Raw genomic sequence first — 17,060 nt, 5'->3', positions numbered from 1 at the left:
GGTTTCAATCCACGCACCCGCGTGGGGTGCGACTTTCAGCTCGTCGATTAGATCACGGGTGAGGTCGAGTTTCAATCCACGCACCCGCGTGGGGTGCGACGGTAAGCGCAAGATTAGATATTATTTATGCGGAGTTTCAATCCACGCACCCGCGTGGGGTGCGACAAGATATACTCGCAAAGATATCACCGTGACGATGGTTTCAATCCACGCACCCGCGTGGGGTGCGACTTTCAGCTCGTCGATTAGATCACGGGTGAGGTCGAGTTTCAATCCACGCACCCGCGTGGGGTGCGACGGTAAGCGCAAGATTAGATATTATTTATGCGGAGTTTCAATCCACGCACCCGCGTGGGGTGCGACACGGGAGCAGCATCATCAGCACCGCATCGAACGCACGTTTCAATCCACGCACCCGCGTGGGGTGCGACGGCAAGCGGAAGATACGGTATTATTTGTGCGGTGTTTCAATCCACGCACCCGCGTGGGGTGCGACGTGCCAACGCTGCAGCTCTCAATCAGGCAAATTATGTTTCAATCCACGCACCCGCGTGGGGTGCGACGTGCCAGCTTGGCTACGCTTTGAGCCGCAAGCCGTTTCAATCCACGCACCCGCGTGGGGTGCGACTCGACAAACTGTACACAATGACGCCATCTTTTCAGTTTCAATCCACGCACCCGCGTGGGGTGCGACGATAAGGATATACGCCATGATGCGCGAGAAAGTGACGTTTCAATCCACGCACCCGCGTGGGGTGCGACTCCGGATGACGTTTACACAATTGACGATTTTTCGCCGGTTTCAATCCACGCACCCGCGTGGGGTGCGACTTGTACGCGTCTATTATGAAAAGCGCTTTACTATCGTTTCAATCCACGCACCCGCGTGGGGTGCGACTCAAGCCAATAGTCGCCCTCGCGCCATCCACCGTTAGTTTCAATCCACGCACCCGCGTGGGGTGCGACGATAGGGAAACTGCTATCCTGTGTCAATAAAAAAGTTTCAATCCACGCACCCGCGTGGGGTGCGACCGGCACAGGAGCTGCTCCACGCGCAGGTTGTTTCCGGTTTCAATCCACGCACCCGCGTGGGGTGCGACTGTTTCCATGTTTTATCCAGTAGATTCCCGTGATTAGCAAATCCTTTTCGAGGATGAAAAAAGATTCAGGTCAAAGGCAGGACGTTTTTTCAAACTGGAAATATATTTTTTAATGATATCAATATATAACAGGCATCGATATCCTGCCGGGAAAAGACGCCCCATAGAGGTCCTCGATCAGAATATCAGCGGACCTTCCGGATCGTAGGCTGCCTTGACGCCGATATGCTCTATCTTGCTTCGCCAGTGGTTCCCCAAAAAATAGAAGCGCAAGCTGTCCCGTTCCGGGTCCATCTCGTCCAGGAGCTGCGCACGCAAGACCTGCCATTGGGCATTATCGAGCAGGCACTCAAAAACAGAAAACTGGACCCGCTGCCCCCAGCTGGTGCAAAGCCTGGCTATGCGGCGCAGCCTGCGTTTGCCTGCGGCATCCTGTGTATTCACGTCATAGCTGACAAGGACGACCATGATCACCTCACGACAAAGGGGGGATAGGCTTCCAGATCATCACGGAGGGTCCTGGCCAGCAGGCGGGCCTGGATGAAAAAACAAGGCCGACAGCCATGCGTTCATGGAGGAAGGGATGCTCCACGTCGTCTTTTTTTCTTTCCTGCCAGGCAACGATGACCTTTTTTCGGCTTTTTTCCTTCATGGTGACAGCTCCCGACGGTGCGCGGATGAAGTCCTTTGCCGTCAGCTGCTGTCGGTTGATGAGCGACAGGGCCAGCCTGTCCGCAAGATACGGACGAAATTCTTCCATGATGTCCAGCGCCAGGCTTGCCCGGCCGGGGCGTTCCCGATGGAGAAAGCCGACGGCCGGATCCAGGCCGACGCTTTCGCACGCGCTGCGGATATCATGGGCAAGCAGGGTATAGAGAAAGGAAAGGAGACAGTTCACCTCGTTCATGGGAGGGCGCCTGCTCCTCTGCTCAAAGACCATGCCCCCGGCACGGCATTGGGGACGGATGAGCAGATCGAAGGCGCCGAAGTATGTCCGGGCGGCATCGCCTTCCAGCCCTCGCAGGGTCTCCAGGTCGTCTTCCCGGCGGAGCTGCCTGAGGGTATGGCCCAGGGATTCGATGGCGGCGGACAGGGCCGGAAGAGGGGCGTTGCGCGCCTGTCGCATGAGTATGGTCCTGCAGTTGGCCACCTTGCCTATCAGGAAGGAGCGCGCAAGGTCGGCCGTCTGCCGGGGGCTGTCGGTCGCGCGGTACTGGGCCCGGCGCAAGAGCACGTTCCCCCTGGTCGGGCCCTGGACAGACGCCATGAAACGGCCGCTCTCGGAAAACCAGGAGACCGTGACGCCCAGTGCCGCACAATGTTCCAGAAGATACGGGCTGCAACTTACCCGGCCAAAGCAGGCGATGGACTGGAGTGTATGCAGGGGGATGGTCCCAAGGCTCTGTCCGTCATGGTGCAGCTCCACACATTCCCCCTGTTTGGAGAGCCAGGTATCCTGCGTGGTGACGAACAAGGTATTCAGATAGCGTTTCATCCCTCTTCCTCACACAGTTTGTCCAGATAGACGGAAACAGCAGGCGGCGAACCGGGCATGCAGCAGGCAGCAAGCGAGCAGGAAGAACAGACGGCGCTTTTTTGTGCGCAGGGCAGCCGGGCGCTTGCCAGCATCTCCCGCACGGCCGCGACGGTCCGCTCCGTTTTTTCCCGAAGCTCCGGGCTGAACCGCACCAGCGTACGCCGGTGAGGCGTGCCGTAAAACAGGGCCCCTTCGGGGATGGACGTGGCAAACATCTCTTCCAGACACAGGGCTTGCCCGCAGAGCTGGATGCTGTCCGCCAGACAGTCTCCATGGGGAGAGCCTTTTTTGTATTCCACCGGGTAGGGCCGCCATCGTCTGCCGTCGCGGTGGAGCTCCACGGCATCAGATTTGCCGCGGAGCCCCAGCCGCGTGGAATGGAGTTCAAGGTCTGTGACGATCCTGACGCCGTCCCGCAGCCGGGTCTCCCCGCTGTGGACGGACTCGTGCAGCAGGCGTCCCGCGGCGGTGTGCTCGTTTTCCGTCCATATCTGTTCCATATGGATGAGCGCGCACTGCCGGGGACAGACCACATAATGCTGCAGGGCGGACAACAGGATGTCGTGCATGGCTACAGGCGTTCTTCCACACTGATGCCTTCAGGGCAGGTGCCTTCCAGCGTGACGGCATAATCCGCAAAGCCGCGGGCCGGGCCTTCACTGGTGCGGCGGCAGTGCACCATGTCGAAAAGCTTTTGTGCGGGCGCGTTGCCCATGCGTTTTTCATGCTTGAAGATGAACAGCTTGCGGGCGCCCATCTTGCCGCGTGCCGCTGAGCGGTCATGCTCGAACATGTTGCTGAGCGCCTCCCACAGCAGGTCCAGGTCGTCATCGGCAAAGCCGCTTTTTTCCGCCAGCGGGACGGAAACAAAGCCCTCCATCCGGTACAGGCCGTAAGGCACGATGAACTTGCGGCCCATGGTGCGCTCTTTTTCCAGGTCTTTTTCATTGGTCACGGCCATACGCGTGATGCTCACCTCGGCAGGGACGACGGGCTCCACGCTGCGGGCAAAGGTCAGCTGCACCGGGCCGCGTACCTGACCGCAGTTCACTTCCGTGCTCATGACAGCGCCGAAGGTACGGATGTCGAAAAAGTTCTCGCACATCCAGGCCGTGACGGCGCGGGCGTCGTCAGGCTTTTTGGGCAGCTTTTTGGATTCCGCCTTCAGCGACAGGGCCGTGTAGGCTTCCTGGTTCTTCTGGTTGAGCACGGCTTTTTCCTGCACATAGATCCGGTAGCCGGTGGCTCCTTCCTTGGCCAGCTCCACATAATTGCGCACCTTGCGCTTGAGGCAGACGTCCGTCACCAGCCCCAGGCCGGTCTCGGGATCGATGCGGGGCATGTTGCCGGCGTCGGGATCGCCGTTGGGGTTGCCGTTCTCCACGTCGAAGAAAAGCACGAAGTCATAACGGTTCGTGATGGCAGGCATGGCAGTTCTCCTTAGTTTTCGGCGTCGTCAGCCGTCTTTTTCTGATAGAGTGCGTTGTTCTGATGATAGTAGCCCAGCATGAAGCGGCCCTGATCCTCCAGCGAGAGCACAGGCGGAAAGACCGTCATGCCGTCCATGATCTCGCTTACCAGACGGGAAAAGCGGATGTCGTAGCCGGGATGCTGCTTGGCACTTTTGGAGATGTGGAACTGGGCCGTCTTCAGCAGCTGCGGGAACACCAGGCAGGGCCGCGTCGAGGCCGCGCCGATGTAGCGTTCCCGGAGCGACGCGTTCACGCTGCCCAGCGCGTCGGTCTGGGCTTTTTCCAGGACCGCGAACAGGCGGCCCAGCCGGTAACCCTTGTTCTGTTCTTCCTTGTCCAGTGACATGGTGGCTCCTTTTGCTGTCGTATCGCAAAGATGGGCCTTGATGAGCGCGGCCCGGTAATAGGTGACGTTCTTGTCCGCGTGGATGCGCTGCAGGGCGGCAGTGTACATGCTTTGCGGCCAGGCGCGCCCCAGCAGGATGCTGCGCAGCAGCTGCCCGCCGAGCAGGGGCGGGATGTTTTCGGATTTTTGCAAGGGGGCAAGGTCCCGCAGCAGCTGCCACAGGGCGGGGTGCTCCTCTTCGCCGGGGTAGCGGCGTTCGATGGCCAGGTCGCGATACCAGCGGCCGAAGCGTTGCAGCAGATTGCCGAAGGTGTCCGTCACCCAGAGACGGACGCCCAGCCGGGCGGCATTGGGGGCAAGTCCGAGTACGAAAAAGCGTACGCTGGTGTCGATACCGTCATCTTCACTGACGGGGCGGCCGCAGGCCATGGCCGTCAGCAGGGAGCGGACCTTGTGCAGCAGGGCGTTGTCCTGCGTCTGCTCGGTGGCGTCGAGGCCGTCGAACAGGGCCCCGAGCAGGGATTCCTCCGCGCAGGCCCTGTCCGTCCAGAAGACGATGCTGTCTTCCCCCAGGCGCACGACCTGTTTGTGCTCCTTTTGGAGCAGGTAGTTCAGGGCCGTGGTATAGCCGCGGGCCGCGCGCGGGCTGACAGGGGCATTTTCGCTTTGTTCCTTGCCGAAGGACTGGAACGAGTTGCAGGTGAACGAGATGAGACGGGCCCCCGAGGTCTGGGCGCCTATGACGCCTTTGATGACGGGATGCACTTTCAGGATGGGGCCTTCCCTGCCCGTGACGAGGCACTGGCCCTGCGGGCATTCCTGTCCGTCGAGATTGTCCAGCCAGATCCGCTGCAGGGCGGGGTGTTCGTGCAGGAATCCCTCTTCGCCCTGGAGCCGGAAGACCAGGTTGCTGTCCAGAAGGGCCTGACGTTCGGGCAGGCTTTGGAGCATCTCCGGCTGCCAGCGGTCCAGAAAGGCCAGCAGGGCGCGGGCGTGTCTGTCGTCCGCATCCTGCAGCAGTTTCCTGTGGAGGGCGTGGAAGGCTGCCGCGGTCTCCGGGCTGGGGCGTGTATCGTCCTTTCCGTCAACACCCAGCACATACGCCGCCTCATCCCAGAGCATGTTCGGGAGCAGTTCCTTTTTCTGCCGCCGTGCCGCCGGGACGGACATCTTGCGCGGCTTGCCTTTACTGTCGCGCAGGTCGCGGACAGATCTCAGGCTGCCGTCTTCAGCGATGACCAAGGCAAAGGAGATCTCTGCGCTGCCCGTTGCCGGGCCTGTGTCCATGGCCGGTTCTTCGTGGAGGAAGCGGTCTTCGCCTTCAAGCTGGAAGACCAGGCGGCTACCCAGCAGGGCCTGACGTTCGGGCAGGCTGTGGAGCATCTCCGGCCGCCAGTGATCCAGAAAGGCCAGCAGCGCCTTGGCGTGTCTGTCCGGGCAGGCATCGAAACGCTCATGATGCAGCGCCAGAAAGGCCTGTCGTTTTTCCGGGGAGGGGCAGGAATCGTCACGTCCGTCGATGCCGAGGACGTAGGAGGTCTTGTCCCACAGGAAGTTGGCGGCGACATTGCTCGATCGGCTGACCGCCGCCGGTACGAAACGGCGCAGCGGCTTGCCTTTGCTGTCGCGCAGGTCATGCACGCCTTTCAGGCTGCCGTCTTCGCCGATGACCAGAGCAAAGTGGATGGCTTCGGCGCTCATGCCTTCGGGCGGCATGCCGGACTGGGGATCCTGCGTCATGCGTTCGTAAAAACGGTACAGTTCTGTCAGATACATAGGGTTTCCCTTTTCCAGCGGGCCACGTCGATGATCCCCTGTTCCAGGCGCGGACGATAGAACAGGGGCTTCATGCCGTGGGCATAGTCGATGTCGTACAGCATATAGCCGAGATCGCGCGGCGCATCGTGGGCCAGGCTGGAGGCGGGCATCGCATCCTCTTCTTCCAGAAGGGAAAAATAGGCGGGGAACTCACGGCAGCCCAGGCAGGGCTGCTGGAAGCACTCGCCATTCCGTGCGCGGCGCCGAAAGATGTCGATGTGCTTGCCTTCGTTGTCCGACGGGCCGGCTTTGTCCGTCAGCTCGAAATGGGCCTCGATGACGTAATCCACATGCCGCAGCAGCAGGGTGGCCCGTTGCTGGCGGCATTCGTCGGCGAACAGGTACAGGGGCGTGCCGTTCTTTGCCGCATTTTTGACGCTTTTCAGGCTGGGGCCCTTTTCCGAGACCTCGTTGCGCCGGATGCTGTCGAACACGATGGGGTTCAGGACGTGGATCCTGTCCACGAGCCAGCGTATGGCCGGTTTCCAGTGGATGGCTTCAAGGATGCCGCGCATCGCCGATGGCGTGGGGACATCATAGCTGCAGCGTTCCCCCTTGTTTTCCGGGCGGGTGAACAGGGCATAGTCGCCCCGGACCCGTAATCTGACTCCGATCATGGGAGCCTCCTTTCAGTTGCTGTCCTTGCCGGGATCTTCCCGGCCTGTCTGGCGGATCAGAAAACCAGATCTGCCGAGGAGATGCCGTCCGCCATCCGCACATCCAGTCCGGTGTCCTCCGCATAGCCCAGACCGCCGCTGAGCAGGTACACGCAGTCATGGAGGCACTCCAGCCGGCCGGCCTGTTCCATGGCTTCCCGTTCCCAGCGATAGACCTGGACGCTGTAGGATTGCAGCCTGCGGAACACCCGGGAGGGGAGGGCCTGCGCGTTGCGCAGGCAGGTGCGCAACTCTTCCGGGAGCTGGGATTCGATGACCACGCTATCCGTTTGAGATTCGATAAACTGGAATGTTCTGTCGATCTCCGCAAAATCCGCATCCAGCTTGGGGATGCGGTAAAAGCGCGGGTCCAGTGCGGCATTGGAGGAGGTGACGAGCTTCATCTTCCGGAGGATGGCGTGCTCATCGAGCAGTTCCGGGTGGCTGTACAGGGCCTGGAAATAACGCCGGATGGTCGCGGGCCCGAACAGGTCGTCCGCATCCTGGACAAGGGCACAGGCCTCGCGCCTGCGGTTCAGGTCGGCGGCCCGGAGGGGAACGGGCTGTTCGCCGTCAAAGACGCAGACCTGCCCAAGCTCCCGTTCTCCATGCCTGTTGCAGCGCCCGGCTGCCTGGGCAATGACATCGAGGCCGTTGCGTTCGCGGTAGACCACGGGAAAGCTGATATCCACGCCGCACTCGATGAGCGAGGTGCTGATGACACGGCAGGGAAGGCCGCTGGCCAGCCTTTCCCGTATGGTCTGCAAGGTGCGGCTGCGGTGGCAGGGCGTCATGTACGCGCTGAGATGGAAAAGATCCTCGTTTTTGCCGCATCGCTCGAACAGCGCGCGGGCATGGCGCCGTGAATTCAGGATGCAGAGCACCTGGCGCTCCGCCAGCAGGCGTGCGCCCAGTTCCGCATCGGTGAGCATGGGCTCAAAGGTCGTCCGCACGCGTTCAAAGATCCTGAACAGGGCCGGGAGGGTCGCTTCGGGCACCAGGCTGCGGACTTCGTCCGGCTCAAACCCGCAGGGCAGGGCCGTGGAGCGCAGCAGGGCCGGCTGGGTGGCCGTGCAGAGGACGATGCTTGTCCCGTAGTGCCCGGCAAGGCTGCGCAGGGCTTCCACGCAGGGGGCGACAAAGGGCACGGGGATCATCTGGGCTTCGTCGAGGATGACCACACTGCGGGCGATGTTGTGCAGCTTGCGGCAGCGGGAAGGCTTGCAGGAAAACAGGGATTCGAAAAACTGGACGGACGTGGTGACGATGACGGCTGCTTCCCAGTTTTCCGTACTCAGCCGGTATTGCAGGCTGGCCGTGCTTTCGTCATCACCTTCGTCGGGATGGACGAAATTGCTGTGGTGTTCCAGCACCACCTCATCGCCGAGCGCCTCGCGGAATATTTGGGCGTTCTGTTCGATGATGCTGGTGTAGGGCACCACAAAGATGATGCGGCGCAGATCGTGCCGGATGGCGTGCCGTATGGCGAAAGACAGCGAGGAGAGCGTCTTGCCCCCTCCGGTCGGGACTGTGAGCGAGAACAGGCCGGGAGCGGCGGCCGCAGCCTGTTCGCACTGTTCGCGGATGAAGGAGCGGGCCAGGGCGATGGCCTTTTGGCGTTCACTGCTGCCGCAGGGCGCGGCCGCACCTGCCTCAAGTTCTTCCGGGGCCACACGGCTTGCGTGCAGGAATCCTTTGCGATGCAGATAGTCTTCCAGACGGACGGCCAGCGGCGACAGGGCGGGGACCGCTGGCCGGAGCCGGTAGATGTCGGGGGTGCAGAAACGTTCCGTATCGAGATAGTCGGCATCCACAAGGCAGGAAAACAGCATGCGCAGGGCAAAGCAGATGCGGAAGGGATCAGGATGGCGTCCCTGCTTGCAGATGAGCGGGAGCATCTCCTGGTAGATGTCCATGGGAGAGGCCGGAAGCGGGATGGCCGCGGGGTCCCAGGAGGGGAGATTTTGGATATTGCCGGGAGCAAGGCGATGGTCGAGACCGGTACCGTATTCGGATCCGGCGTCGGGCAGGCCGCCGTGATGTCCGAGGATGGGATAGGCCAGAAAACGGGACAGCATGGTGCCCAGGGCGGCGGTCTGCCGGGATGGAGACGCTTCCCAGCGTTGCCCGAGCAGTACGGCCCCTGCTGTGGAATGATCGACACGTAGGCCGCCTTCCAGCCTGCGCTGGAATCCTTCTGTGGCTTTTCCGGCATCGTGGTGGGTACCCAGCGTCGCCCCTGTCCTGGCGGCTCCGAACAAGGAGGCAAAGTCCGCTGCCAGCCTGCCGACGTTGTCCAGATGCTCCTGCAAGGTCTGCCAGTCTTTTTTCGGATGGCCGGCGAGCGTATGCGCGTACAGCATGCGTCCCTCCCGAGAGTATGGAAAAATATATGTGTCTTTATTTTATTGTATCATTTTATTTGTAATGGCTGCAATGCGAACGCTGGAGAAAATCATGCCGGCTTTGTGATGTCTTGTTTTTCTTCTGTGATTCCAGATTATTGAAGGCTGTCGCGTTGTGTGTGAGGGGCTTGGAAGGGCGTCGTGTGTCACTGCTGCGCCGACAGGCTGGAAAGATTGCTGGATCGTCTGCCCTGCGCATGACGGAGAGGGAAAAAGTCCCGTCCCGCAGCTGCATCCGGCATAAAAAAAGCCCGGCATGGAGCATTCCATACCGGGCGTGCCTTGCAGGCGGATGCCGTCAGCCCGTCAGGCCGCGGCGGGGAGGTCCTTGCCGATTAGGCAAAGAACATCTTGGACAGGGTCATGGGATCGATGTACTTGCCGTCCTTGTAGACGCGCATGTTGCCGGAGGCGATCTCGTCGATGAGGATGACCTTGCCGTCGGCGTCATAGCCGTATTCGAACTTGATGTCGTACAGGACCAGGCCCTTTTCCTTCAGGTCGTCGGCCACGATCTGGGTGATCTTCTGGGTCATGTCCTTGATGTCGTCGTACTGCTTGTCGGTCATCACGCCCAGGGCCACCAGGGCGTCCTTGGTGACCAGGGGGTCGCCCAGGGCGTCGTTCTTGAAGGTGGTTTCCACATAGGCGGGCAGGTCGGCACCTTCTTCGATGTAATCACCGTAACGGCGGATGAAGCTGCCCACGGCCTTGTGGCGGCAGATCACTTCCAGGCCCTTGCCGAAGGGCTTGGCAGGCAGGACTTCCATGGTGGTGTCGGCCAGGTTGGCGCTCACATAGTGGGTCTTGATGCCGGCGGCATTGATCTTTTCGAAGAAGTAGATGGACATGCGCAGGTTCACGTCGCCCACGCCGTCGATGGTCAGGCCCACGGAGTTCTCGCCGGGATCGAAAACGCCGTCCTTGCCGGTGCAGTCATCTTTGAACTTCAGCAGATAGTTGCCGTTTTCCAGGGCATAGACGTTCTTCGTTTTGCCAGTGTAGATGAGCTCCATTTTCGATACCTCCGTGAAGCTATGGTGGGAGAAAAATTTTGTTTCGGCCCGGCAGGGCCGGTCAGAATCAAAAAATGTCCGGTATGCATATAATTATTATAGTGTGAAATCAAGCAGGGAATATGGGGGATATTTTTTACTGCATAAAGGCAATACATTAAGAAAAAGAGTGAGTAAATTTTTTATTTTTTATCTAATTTTATAAAAAAATCCTGTGCGATGGATGAAAAAAAATTCCATAAATGGCATTATTATGTAGTGTTACATTTGTTTTTTCTGTTTTTTGTTGCAGTATGTTGAAAGCATGATGGCTGCATCGGGACCACGCTTTGTTTCCCGTACGCTTTTTTCCCTGATGCATGGCCCTGCGGCTGCCTGCGAGGCCTTGAAAAAAAATGAAAAAAGTCCCCTGGCCACGATGGTCAGGGGACTTTTTGTTTCAGGCAGGGACCCTACTTGTTGTCAGCCAGGTTGGCCTGTTCGAATTCGTCCAGGGCCTTGCTCACGACCTTGGCCAGACCGATGAGGGCGATAAGGTTGGGGAAGGCCATGAGGCCGTTGAACATGTCGGCCAGTTCCCACACCAGGTTCACCTGCAGCAGGGAACCCATGACGATGAAGCACATCACCACCACGCGGTAGGGGGTCACGCCGCGGGTACCGAACAGGTACTTGACGTTCTGCTCACCGAAGAAATACCAGCCCACGATGGTGGAGAAGGCGAAGAACAGCAGGCAGATGGCCACGAACTTGATACCAAAGGCACCCAGACCGGTGGAGAAGGCCTTCTGGGTCAGGGCGATACCGGTGGTGGTACCGTCCAGAGCGCCGGTGACGAAGATGACCAGGGCGGTCATGTTGAGCACGACGAAGGTATCGATGAACACGCTGACGATACCCATCAGGCCCTGCTGGGCGGGGTACTGCACCTTGGCCACGGCATGGGCGTGAGGCGTGGAACCCATACCGGCTTCGTTGGAGAACAGGCCGCGGGCCACACCGTAGCGGATGGCTTCCTTGACACCGGCACCGATGATGCCGCCGGTGGCGGCCGAAGGATCGAAGGCGCCCACAAAGATCATCTTGAAGGCGGGGATGATCTGGTCGGCATTGCTGAGGACCACGAACAGGCCGCCGATGACATACAGCAGGGCCATGAGGGGCACCATCTTTTCGGTCACGGCAGCGATGCGGCCGATGCCGCCGAAGAAGACAAAGGCACCGCAGGCGGCGATGATCAGGCCCATGACCAGGGGCGGCACGTCAAAAGCGGTCTTGAAGGCGTCGGCGATGGAGTTGGACTGCACCATGTTGCCGATGCAACCCAGGGCGATGATGATGGAGACCGAGAAGAACACGGCCAGCTTGTGGCTGCCGAGACCTTTGGAGATGTAGTAGGCGGGGCCGCCGGTGATGTGGCCGGCGTCGTCGCGGGTGCGGTAGACCTGGGCCAGCACGGCTTCGGCAAAGATGGTGGCCATGCCGAAGAAGGCGGCGATCCACATCCAGAAGATGGCGCCGGGACCACCCATGGCGATGGCGGTGGCGGCACCGGCCAGGTTGCCGGTACCCACCTGGGCGGCGATGGCGGTGGCCACGGACTGGAAGGAGCTCATGCCGTGCTTGTCGGCGCGCTTGCCCTTCAGGGAAAGGTCACCGAAGAGCATGCGCACGGCCTGTCCGAACTTGCGGACCTGGATGAACTTCAGCCGGATGGTGAAGTATATGCCCACACCACACAGCAGCGGGATAAGGCAGTACATGCCCCAGATGAAGCTGTTGATGTTGGAGACAAGTTTCGTCAATTCTTCCATGGTTTCCCCCTCAGGCTATCCGGCCTGCATGTCATCCGGCAGGAGAACCCCGTGTCCGTCCGTCGTCTGGCAAGGCATGTCGAATATGGAATGATGGTGTCATGTTCCCGGCAACCTTCGCGAGATTCATGTATGGATGAATGATCTGCATCCATACGGGGCCAAAAAAACAGCGCGTCCTTTTTTCGTTCCGGGGCGGGCCCGGTACGGATGCCGGTACGGTGGTGTCCGGCGGGCAGGGGCGCTGTCGCTGTTCGCTATGGTTGTCATCGATTTATCTATGCATGTGCGACATTAAACCGTAACGCGGAAAATGTCCATGCCGGAATTGATTGGGAATCATTTCCCAAGCATCGCGTGGAGAGCAAAAAAATATGCGTGATGCCGGCTTGTTGGCTGCCGTTTATGGAAAAGTCCTGCCCCGGGATGAGCGGATGGGAGCGCCCTTGCTCTTGCGGTCCGGAGAGGGGCATGCAGCCCGTCAGGGACGGGGAAGACCGGGATCAGGGGCCGGGAGGGCGCGTACCCTTGGCAGTGGCGGACGAAAGGCGGACGGGGCTGGCGGATCCCGGTGATGGAAAAAATTGACCTGCATCCCGAAAAGGAAAATCAGCAAGGGAAAAAGAAAAAGGGACCGCACGGATGCAGTCCCCAAAGGCATCAGTCCTCGTCCCGGACGCTGCTGCGGCGTCTGCGGCGGGGTTTTTCTTCTTCCACTTCTTCAGGCAGGTCGGGCGTGGAGAGCTGTTCCCGGATGCGGTCGCGCTCTTCCCGGGGCTTGGCCACCAGGCGCAACTGCTTGACCAGCACCTTGCCGATGACCAGCACTTCTTCCACATCGGCCAGCTGTTCGAAGTCCGGGGCATCGGGGCTGAAATCTTCGGGAGCGTCCCGCAGTTCTCCAGAAGTCATCCTGAAAATATACATGACGTGCCTCCGTGGCAGCAGTTTTGAGTTTTTCGTATCCAGCTGGACAAAGGGCGACGTGCGCAACAGGGCCAGCCGTTCTTCCGTCATGGCGCGACAGGGGAAATGCCGGCAGGCCAGACAGGCCAGCAGGGGCCGCTGATGCCCCTTGAGCGGGCAGCGGATGGCTTTTTCCGTAGGGTCTGCGTATCTTCCCATGACGAACACCTTTGCCTTGCTATAGCAAAGAGTGCCTTCCGGGCCTAGCCGGGAAGAGGGAAATTTTTTCGCCGTGCCCGGCCTCGGCGCGCTCGACGTGCCCGGCGGAAGATACGGAGTGCCGGAGGGCTGCCCCGTCCTTTCCGTACAGGGTCGCTGCGGGGAGAGGAGCCGAAAAAATTTTATCAAGATGTGTGCAGCTCATGGGCGGCACATCGCAGACCTCGCCGGCGGCGATGGCGTGTGCAGCAAGGGGAGCGGCGGTGCCCCTTGGCAGTGCCCTGCCGATGCGGGAGGGCAGGGACGCCCGCTGCTGCTGGTTCCTCCGGCGGATCAGTCCCGGCGGGCCCAGGTGCAGCGGTCCAGACCGGCCAGATCCTGCTCGGTGCGGGGCGCGCCGTAACCGGCCTCCATCAGCAGACGGCGCACGGCCTCGCCCTGGCGGTAACCGTGTTCCATGGCGATAAGGCCGCCCGGTTTCAGGGCCTGCTGTCCGGAACGGATGACGGCGTGCAGGTGGCGCAGACCGTCCTGCTCGGAAAAGAGCGCGCTGTGCGGCTCGTGATGCAGGACTTCCGCCATGACCTCGTCTTCTTCCGCAGCGGCGATGTAGGGCGGATTACTGACCAGCACGTCCAGCCCCTGCGGCAACAGCGGCGGCGTGAACATGTCCCCCCGTACCAGGGCCAGACGGTCAGCGGCCTGCAGGCTGCGGATGTTGCGGGCCGCCACGGGCAGGGCCCCGGCGCTGTATTCCAGCAGCAGGCCCCGGCTGTGCGGCAGCTCCAGAGCCAGCGTGATGCCGATGCAGCCCGTGCCCGTGCCCAGATCCGCAAAGCGCACGTCCCTGTGCCCTTCGCATTCCCGCAGCACGATCTCCAGCAGCAGCTCGGTCTCCGGCCGGGGGATGAGTGTCTGCGGACTGACCTCGAAATCGCGGCCGAAGAACTCGCGCCGCCCGGTGATGTGGGCCAGCGGTTCACCGGCGCAGCGGCGGGCGGTCAGGGCGCGGATGGCGGCGGCTGCGTCGTCCGCCACAGGGGAGGGCATGGCCAGCATCAGGCCGATGCGGTCAAGGTGCAGCACATGGCCTGCCAGCAGGCGGGCCTCCAGCGCGGGGGCATCTGTGCCTGCGGCGTGCAGGTCGCGGGTCAGCGAGGTCAGCAGTTCCTGAAGGGTCATATCCTTGTCCTGTGTGCGGCTGGGCAAAGCAAAAAGGCCCGGGGCAACGCCATGTCGTCCCGGGCCATCCGCGTCACCGCCTTGCAGGGGCGACAGCGGCGTTATTTCTTTTCCGTGGCCGGAGCGGCTTTCTTGGCACGCGCGGCCGTCTTTTTGACAGGTTCGAAGGCCAGGGCCAGCACATCATCATAAGTGTGCGCGGGGTGGACCTTGATCTTTTTCAGCAGTTCCTTGGGGACCTCTTCCAGATCCTTGACGTTCTGGCTGGGGATGATGACATGCTTGAGCCCGCGTGCCACACCGGCCAGGATCTTTTCCTTGATGCCGCCCACGGGCAGCACCTGGCCCTGCAGGGTGATCTCGCCGGTCATGCAGGTATCGGCCCGCACGATGCGGCCGCTCAGGGCCGAGATCAGGGCCGAGGTCAGCGTGACACCGGCGGAGGGGCCGTCCTTGGGCACGGCACCGGCAGGCACATGGATGTGGATGTCCTGCGTATCGCTGAAGTCCGCGTCGATGCCCAGGCTGTCGGCCCGGCTGCGGATGTAGCTCATGGCGATGCGGGCGCTTTCCTTCATGACGTCGCCCAGCTGGCCCGTGAGCTGCAGGTTGCCCTTGCCCTTCATGCAGGCGCATTCGATGGTCAGCACCTCGCCGCCGGCCGGGGTCCAGGCCAGGCCCAGAGCCATGCCGGGCATGAGGCGCTTGTCCTTCTCGTCTTCGATGAAGCGCGGCGCGCCCAGCAGTTTTTCCACCATGGCGCTGTCCACGGTGAAACTGCCCTTCTTGCCTTCGGCACGCTGGCGGGCCAGCTTGCGGCAGATGGAGCCCAGCTCCCGTTCCAGGTTGCGCAGGCCGGCTTCGCGGGTATAGCCGCGGATGACGGCGGTAAGGGCGGTATCGTCCATGATGACGTCACCTTCACGCAGGCCGTTCTCCGTCACCTTCTTGGGCAGCAGGTGGCGTTTGGCGATCTCCACCTTTTCCTGCATGGTGTAGCCGGGCAGGCTGATGACCTCCATACGGTCGCGCAGGGGAGCCGGGATGGTCTCCAGATGGTTGGCCGTACACAGGAACATGACCTTGGAAAGGTCGAAGGGCACGTTCAGGTAGTGGTCGCTGAAGGTATGGTTCTGTTCGGGGTCCAGCACTTCCAGCAGAGCGGACGAGGGGTCGCCCCGGAAATCGGAACCCAGCTTGTCCACTTCGTCCAGCACGATGACCGGGTTGCGGGTACCGGCCTGCTTGATGGCCTGGATGATGCGGCCGGGCATGGCGCCGATATAGGTGCGGCGGTGGCCGCGGATCTCGGCCTCGTCATGCATGCCGCCCAGGGACAGGCGCTGGAAATGACGGCCCAGGGCCCGCGCGATGGAGCGGCCCAGCGAGGTCTTGCCCACGCCTGGAGGGCCGGCGAAGCAGAGGATGGGCCCCTTGGACTGGGGATTGAGCTTGCGCACGCTGAGGAATTCCAGGATGCGGTCCTTGATCTTGTCCAGACCGTAGTGGTCCTCATCCAGGATGGCCTTGGCATGAGCGATGTCCAGACGGTCGCGGGAAAGCTTCTTCCACGGCAGTTCCACCAGCCAGTCGAGATAGGTGCGCACCACGTTGGCCTCGGAAGAATCGGCGTGCATGCCGGACAGGCGGCGCAATTGCTTGTCCGCTTCCTTGCGCACGTCCTTGGGCAGACCGGCCTTGTCCAGGGCCTTGCGCAGCTCGTCCAGCTCTTCTTCGCCTTCGGAGGCCGCATCGCCCAGTTCGTGACGGATGGCCTTGATCTGTTCGCGCAGGAAGTATTCCTTCTGCGCCTTGTCCATGCCTTCGCGGGCCGTGCTCTGGATGTGGGCCTGCATGGTGGCCACTTCCACCTCGCGTTCGAGCTGGATGTTGACCAGCATCAGGCGCTCCACGGGGTTCACGGCTTCGAGGATGCGCTGGGCCTCGGCGGTCTTCATGCGCAGGTTGGCGGCGATGAGGTCGGCCAGACGGCCCGGTTCATCCACGCCTTGGAGCACGGCCAGGATGTCCGGAGAGGCCACGCCGCGCAGCTGGAGCACCTTTTCGCTCTGCTCACGGGCGGAGCGCAGCAGGGCTTCTATCTTGGCGTCGCGCGGGGGCGTCTCTTCCTGCAGGACGGTGATGCGGGCTTCCAGATAGGGCTCCACACGGTGGTAGCCTTCCACCTTGGCCCGGCTGGCGCCCTGCACCAGGATCTTGATGCGGCCGTCGGGCATCTTGAGCATGCGCATGACCTGCACCACCGTACCGGCAGAGTAGAGGTCGTTGGGGCCGGGATCTTCGGTGGATTCTTCCTTCTGGGTGCAGACCAGCAGGTGGCGGCCCTTCTTGAGGGCGGCTTCCACGGCTTTGACGGATTTTTCGCGACCGATGAACAGCGGCAGGATCATGTAGTTGAACACTACGACATCCCGAACGGGCAGCACCGGCAGCAGGTCGGAGATCTGCTGTTCGCCGGGGGCCGACGCCTGTTCGTCGCCGCTCGTCCCCTGGTCCTGTCCGGCGGCATCCACCGCCTGGCTCAGGGCATCCTGCAATTGGGACAGCATGTCCTCCAGCGGATGGTCG

General features: G+C 61.4%; 12 protein-coding genes and 1 CRISPR repeat array. All 12 genes read right to left on the bottom strand.

Features of this window, described 5'->3' with window-relative positions; genetic code table 11:
* Position 1: 1 nt before the first annotated feature.
* Positions 2-1,100: a CRISPR direct-repeat array (repeat unit 32 nt; unit sequence GTTTCAATCCACGCACCCGCGTGGGGTGCGAC).
* 177 nt (positions 1,101-1,277) lie between these two features.
* Positions 1,278-1,568: a CRISPR-associated endonuclease Cas2 gene (gene cas2, locus HF854_RS05765; RefSeq protein WP_168935437.1), complete on the bottom strand. Its 291-nt coding sequence runs from the start codon at positions 1,566-1,568 to the stop codon at positions 1,278-1,280.
* A gap of 7 nt (positions 1,569-1,575) precedes the next feature.
* Positions 1,576-2,595: a type I-C CRISPR-associated endonuclease Cas1c gene (cas1c, locus tag HF854_RS05760; RefSeq protein ID WP_346765648.1), complete on the bottom strand. Its 1,020-nt coding sequence runs from the start codon at positions 2,593-2,595 to the stop codon at positions 1,576-1,578.
* The gene (gene cas4, locus HF854_RS05755; protein ID WP_168935436.1) at positions 2,592-3,206 is read right to left on the bottom strand and encodes a CRISPR-associated protein Cas4; all 615 of its coding nucleotides are present in this window, start codon (positions 3,204-3,206) and stop codon (positions 2,592-2,594) included. Before cas4 ends, cas1c begins: the two co-directional genes overlap by 4 nt.
* A gap of 2 nt (positions 3,207-3,208) precedes the next feature.
* The gene (gene cas7c / locus HF854_RS05750) at positions 3,209-4,066 is read right to left on the bottom strand and encodes a type I-C CRISPR-associated protein Cas7/Csd2 (RefSeq protein ID WP_168935435.1); all 858 of its coding nucleotides are present in this window, start codon (positions 4,064-4,066) and stop codon (positions 3,209-3,211) included.
* 11 nt (positions 4,067-4,077) lie between these two features.
* Entirely contained in the window at positions 4,078-6,231 is a 2,154-nt protein-coding gene (gene cas8c / locus HF854_RS05745) for a type I-C CRISPR-associated protein Cas8c/Csd1 (RefSeq protein ID WP_168935434.1), read from the bottom strand.
* On the bottom strand, positions 6,222-6,890 hold the full coding sequence (cas5c, locus tag HF854_RS05740) for a type I-C CRISPR-associated protein Cas5c (RefSeq protein WP_168935433.1): 669 nt from the start codon (positions 6,888-6,890) through the stop codon (positions 6,222-6,224). Before cas5c ends, cas8c begins: the two co-directional genes overlap by 10 nt.
* Before the next feature lie 56 nt (positions 6,891-6,946).
* Positions 6,947-9,292, bottom strand: a complete 2,346-nt coding sequence (cas3, locus tag HF854_RS05735) for a CRISPR-associated helicase Cas3' (RefSeq protein ID WP_168935432.1) — start codon at positions 9,290-9,292, stop codon at positions 6,947-6,949.
* 377 nt (positions 9,293-9,669) lie between these two features.
* Positions 9,670-10,350 (bottom strand): phosphoribosylaminoimidazolesuccinocarboxamide synthase, encoded by a 681-nt coding sequence (locus HF854_RS05730; protein ID WP_006003800.1) that lies wholly within the window; start codon positions 10,348-10,350, stop codon positions 9,670-9,672.
* A gap of 452 nt (positions 10,351-10,802) precedes the next feature.
* On the bottom strand, positions 10,803-12,164 hold the full coding sequence (locus HF854_RS05725; protein WP_006003804.1) for an alanine/glycine:cation symporter family protein: 1,362 nt from the start codon (positions 12,162-12,164) through the stop codon (positions 10,803-10,805).
* Positions 12,165-12,824: 660 nt separating this feature from the next.
* A complete protein-coding gene (locus HF854_RS05720; protein WP_168935431.1) occupies positions 12,825-13,289 on the bottom strand; it encodes a hypothetical protein in 465 nt (154 codons plus the stop codon).
* Positions 13,290-13,622: 333 nt separating this feature from the next.
* The gene (gene prmC / locus HF854_RS05715; protein ID WP_168935430.1) at positions 13,623-14,471 is read right to left on the bottom strand and encodes a peptide chain release factor N(5)-glutamine methyltransferase; all 849 of its coding nucleotides are present in this window, start codon (positions 14,469-14,471) and stop codon (positions 13,623-13,625) included.
* A 101-nt stretch (positions 14,472-14,572) separates the two neighbouring features.
* Positions 14,573-17,041 carry an endopeptidase La gene (gene lon, locus HF854_RS05710; RefSeq protein WP_430392467.1) on the bottom strand — a complete coding sequence of 823 codons (2,469 nt, stop codon included), beginning with the start codon at positions 17,039-17,041 and terminating at the stop codon, positions 14,573-14,575.
* Between the last annotated feature and the right edge of the window lie 19 nt (positions 17,042-17,060).

Origin of the sequence: Desulfovibrio piger, assembly GCF_012843875.1 — a bacterium.
GTDB lineage: Bacteria > Desulfobacterota > Desulfovibrionia > Desulfovibrionales > Desulfovibrionaceae > Desulfovibrio.
This window is presented reverse-complemented; position numbering and strand designations above follow the sequence as displayed.

Excerpts from the sequence above, each read along its gene's own strand:
- cas3 (WP_168935432.1), bottom strand. The coding sequence starts at position 9,292 with ATGCTGTACGCGCATACGCTCGCCGGCCATCCGAAAAAAGACTGGCAG.
- cas2 (WP_168935437.1), bottom strand. The coding sequence starts at position 1,568 with ATGGTCGTCCTTGTCAGCTATGACGTGAATACACAGGATGCCGCAGGC.
- lon (WP_430392467.1), bottom strand. The coding sequence starts at position 17,041 with ATGCTGTCCCAATTGCAGGATGCCCTGAGCCAGGCGGTGGATGCCGCC.
- HF854_RS05730 (WP_006003800.1), bottom strand. The coding sequence starts at position 10,350 with ATGGAGCTCATCTACACTGGCAAAACGAAGAACGTCTATGCCCTGGAA.
- cas5c (WP_168935433.1), bottom strand. The coding sequence starts at position 6,890 with ATGATCGGAGTCAGATTACGGGTCCGGGGCGACTATGCCCTGTTCACC.
- HF854_RS05720 (WP_168935431.1), bottom strand. The coding sequence starts at position 13,289 with ATGGGAAGATACGCAGACCCTACGGAAAAAGCCATCCGCTGCCCGCTC.
- cas7c (WP_168935435.1), bottom strand. The coding sequence starts at position 4,066 with ATGCCTGCCATCACGAACCGTTATGACTTCGTGCTTTTCTTCGACGTG.
- cas8c (WP_168935434.1), bottom strand. The coding sequence starts at position 6,231 with ATGTATCTGACAGAACTGTACCGTTTTTACGAACGCATGACGCAGGAT.
- cas1c (WP_346765648.1), bottom strand. The coding sequence starts at position 2,595 with ATGAAACGCTATCTGAATACCTTGTTCGTCACCACGCAGGATACCTGG.
- cas4 (WP_168935436.1), bottom strand. The coding sequence starts at position 3,206 with ATGCACGACATCCTGTTGTCCGCCCTGCAGCATTATGTGGTCTGTCCC.
- prmC (WP_168935430.1), bottom strand. The coding sequence starts at position 14,471 with ATGACCCTTCAGGAACTGCTGACCTCGCTGACCCGCGACCTGCACGCC.
- HF854_RS05725 (WP_006003804.1), bottom strand. The coding sequence starts at position 12,164 with ATGGAAGAATTGACGAAACTTGTCTCCAACATCAACAGCTTCATCTGG.